The 3,553-nt window shown below is 74.8% G+C and carries 2 protein-coding genes; both read left to right on the top strand.

Annotation, left to right across the window (positions count from 1 at the left end; genetic code table 11):
* Positions 1-83 precede the first annotated feature (83 nt).
* Complete coding sequence (locus tag E4099_RS30470; protein WP_135342336.1) at positions 84-452, top strand: DUF6113 family protein; 369 nt, start codon at positions 84-86, stop codon at positions 450-452.
* Positions 453-653: 201 nt separating this feature from the next.
* Positions 654-3,257, top strand: coding sequence for a hypothetical protein (locus E4099_RS30460; protein ID WP_167828537.1), 2,604 nt, complete (start codon positions 654-656; stop codon positions 3,255-3,257).
* The last annotated feature ends 296 nt before the right edge of the window (positions 3,258-3,553 follow it).

Here is a 3,553-nt window from a genome sequence, read left to right as displayed (position 1 = left end):
GGCGTACCGGGGGATCGGGGGCCGGTGGCGGCGCGCGGCCCGGTGGGTCGAGCCAGGCGCCGCGGCCGCCGGCGAGCGGCGGTGTGGCGGCCCTGCGTGTCGCGGCCTATCTGCTGCTGCTGGTCCTCGGGGTGCTGACCGGGGTCGCCGGCGCGCTGGTGCAAGCCGCCTGGTTCCCGGGCGGGTTGCTGCTGGCGCTGCTGGGCCAGATGGCGCTCTGCTACGGCGGAGTTCGGGTGATGGACACCCGGTTGGGGGGCGGTGCTCCCGCCGCCGGCTGGACCGCCGTGGTGCTCTACCTCACCGCCACCCGGCCCGAAGGGGACTTCGTGTTCAGCGTCGGAGTGGGCTCGTATGTCTTTCTGCTGGGCGGCATGGTGGCCGGTGTGATGTGTGCCACGATGCCGAAGCTGTCGCAACCGGGCCGCTCTTCCGCCCGACTTGGTAAGTGACGTAACGGTTTCGGTGTAACGTCCCCGAGGCAGGGGGTGCTGCACGGGGATTGCGTCGCTCCGGCGAGGCGACCACCGCCGCGTGGGCGCCCCCGGTGCCCAGTATGGTGGTGCGCGCCGCCGAGCCTCCCCGCGCCTCCGGCATGGGGAACCCCATCGCGCGAAAGAGACGGGCGGCGGAGCTAACTGGGAGAACCTGCATTGAGCCGTGAATCTGACAGTTCGTCCTCCGGGCCCCGGGGTAGCGGCGGTGCCGCCTACCCGTCGGGCACCCCGCCGTACGGATCCCGCCAGTACCCGTCGCTGAACCCGACGCAGCAGGCCCCGTTGGACGGTGCCGAGGAGGCGGAGACCCGGTCCGCTGCCAGGCCGGAGGAGCCGAAGACCGAGACCACGCTGACCACGCGCATCCGGATCAACATCCCCGGCTCGCGTCCGATCCCGCCGGTGGTGATGCGCACTCCGGTCGGTGAGGACGGTGCGGGCGCAGGGTCCGGCGACGACTCGGGTACGGACGGCTCGGCACGCCCCGACGCGGCGCCCGGCGCCGGCAGCGCGGCCCCGGCCGGGCAGAGCGCACCCGCCGCCGAGCCCGAGCCCCGGGAGACGGAGAAGGCGACCAGCGACTGGTTCGCGCCGCGCAAGCAGACCCGCGCCACCCCGGCCGCGTCCGCCGAGGCCGGCACCCCGGGCGGCTCCGCACCGGAGCGGCCGGACAGCACCCAGCAGTTCCCGGCCCCGCCGCTGGGCGCGCCGGAGACCACCCAGCAGTTCCCCGCGCCGGATCTCCGGTCCGACCTGCCGTACTTCAGCGACGGCGACCCCGCGTCCACCGGCCGCACCGCGATCACCCCGGAACTGCACGCCGAGGATCCGTCCGCCACCACCGGCCGGCACCCGCTGGGCGGCTTCCCGGGCGGGACCACCACCGGCACCGGTGAGATGCCGGTGCCCGGCTCGGTGGGACCGCTGGGCGGTGCGCCCGCCGGCCTCGGTGACGGGCCCGCCTACGGCGACCAGCCGGGTGCCGCCGACCCCGGCTTCGGCGGCCAGGCCGGCTACCCCGCGCAGCAGCCTCCCTACGGCGACCAGTCGGGCTTCGGGGACCAGTCCGCGTTCGGCGACCAGTCGGGCTTCGGCAATCAGTCCGGCTTCGGGGACCAGTCCGGTCCCGGCGGCTCCTCCGGCTTCGGGGACCAGTCCGCGTACGGCGACCAGTCGGGCTTCGGGGACCAGTCCGCGTACGGCGACCAGTCCCCCTTCGGCGACCAGTCCGGCTTCGGCGACCAGTCCGGCTTCGGTGACCAGTCCGGCTTCGGTGGCGGGCCCGGCCCGCAGCAGGGGCCCGGTCTCGGTGGCCTGCCGGGTGGGCCCGACGCGCACCCGGCCACCCCGCCGCACGGTTCGCCGCTCGTCGGTGGGCCGGGCGCGGCCGACGCGGCTGCCCCCGGTCCGTTCGGCGGCCCGGGTGGCGAGACGCCCCGTGACGGCGGTCGCCGGGTGGGACCGGACCTGTTCCGCGACGAGGACCCGGCGCCCGGCGGCGTGCCCGCCGGACAGGTCTCCGGCGACACCCTGGTCAGCGGCATCCCCGCGGTGCCGCCGGCCGGGAAGAAGAAGCCGCAGCAGCCCGCCGGCCAGAACCGCGGCCAGGGCAAGCCCAAGGCCAAGGCGAAGCAGAAGAGCGGCGGCAAGCAGGCGGAGGCGCCGTTCCCGACCTTCGAGGACGACACGTCCGCGCTGCGCGCGCTGAACCAGAGCGTCAACAGGCCGCCCGGCCCGCCCAGCCCGCCCGGCTCGCCCGCCGCTCCGGCCGCGGCACCGGCCGCCGCACCGGCGGCCAAGGCGGCGAAGAAGAAGGGCCGCAGCAAGCTGACCCTGCTGGTGGCCGGGGTGGTGGGCCTGGTCGGCGTCGCGTACGCGGCGGGCCTGGTGATGAACCACTCCGACGTGCCCAACGGCACCACCGTGCTCGGGGTGGACATCGGCGGCACATCCAAGGAGGAGGCGGTCCGCAAGCTCGACGCCAGCCTCGGCAAGCGCGCCCAGGCCCCGATCAAGGTCACCGTGGACGGTGAGCAGCACGAGCTGAAGCCGTCCGTGGCGGGCCTGTCGCTGGACACCGAGGGCACCGTGCGGGATGTCTCCGGCCGCGACTACAACCCGGTCAACGTCATCGGCTCGCTCTTCGGCGGGACCCGTACGGCCGGTGACCCGGTGACGGTGGACGAGGAGAAGCTCTCGGACGCCCTGGAGCGGCTGGCCGGCGAGTCCGGCTCGGCCCGCGAGGGCACCATCGAGTTCGCCCCGAACAAGGTGAAGCCGGTGTACGGCAAGCCGGGCAAGGGCCTGGACGTCGCCAAGGCGGTCGCCGCGGTCTCCGAGGCGTACCGGACGCGCGCCGAGACCGGCGAGGACAAGCCGGTGACCCTGCCGGTGGTCACCAAGCAGCCCAAGGTCGGCCGGGACGAGGTGGACCGGGCGATGCGGGAGTTCGCCGAGCCCGCGATGTCCGGCCGGGTCACCGTGAACGCGGGCGGCAAGGGCATCCAGTTCGGCCCCGCCTTCTCGCTGCCGCAGATCCTGTCCATGAAGGTGGTGGACGGCGGCAAGCTCCAGGAGAGCTACGACCTGCAGAAGGTGAAGGAGCTGTACGGCAACACCTTCGACGGCGTCCTGATCCAGCGCGGCAACGGCAGCAAGACGCCGATCACCCCGGAGGACGTGGTGGTCGCCCTGCGCTCGGTGATACTGGAGAAGGATCCCGCCAAGCGCACCGTGGAGATCCCGCTCAACCCCAGCTGACCGGCGGCACACACCGCAGCGGCCCCCGCGCCCGGACGATCCGGGTGCGGGGGCCGCGGTGTGCTCCGGCGTCATACCGGCGGCCATGACATCTGTCATGCCAGGCGGAGGACGCTCGACACTGCCGACGCGGCGGGTCCGGCGGCGAGACTGTGGCCATGACCGCGACCGCACACCCTGGCCGGCCCGGGGCCGGCGTCGAGCACACGCGTGGAAGCCACGGGGCGGTACGCGCCGTGGACCGGCTCGACCTGGCGCTCCCCCCGGGGAGACCGCGGCCCCGCCCGGCCCGGCGG

It is taken from the genome of Streptomyces palmae (assembly GCF_004684805.1).
Taxonomy (GTDB): Bacteria; Actinomycetota; Actinomycetes; order Streptomycetales; family Streptomycetaceae; genus Streptomyces; species Streptomyces palmae.
This window is presented reverse-complemented; position numbering and strand designations above follow the sequence as displayed.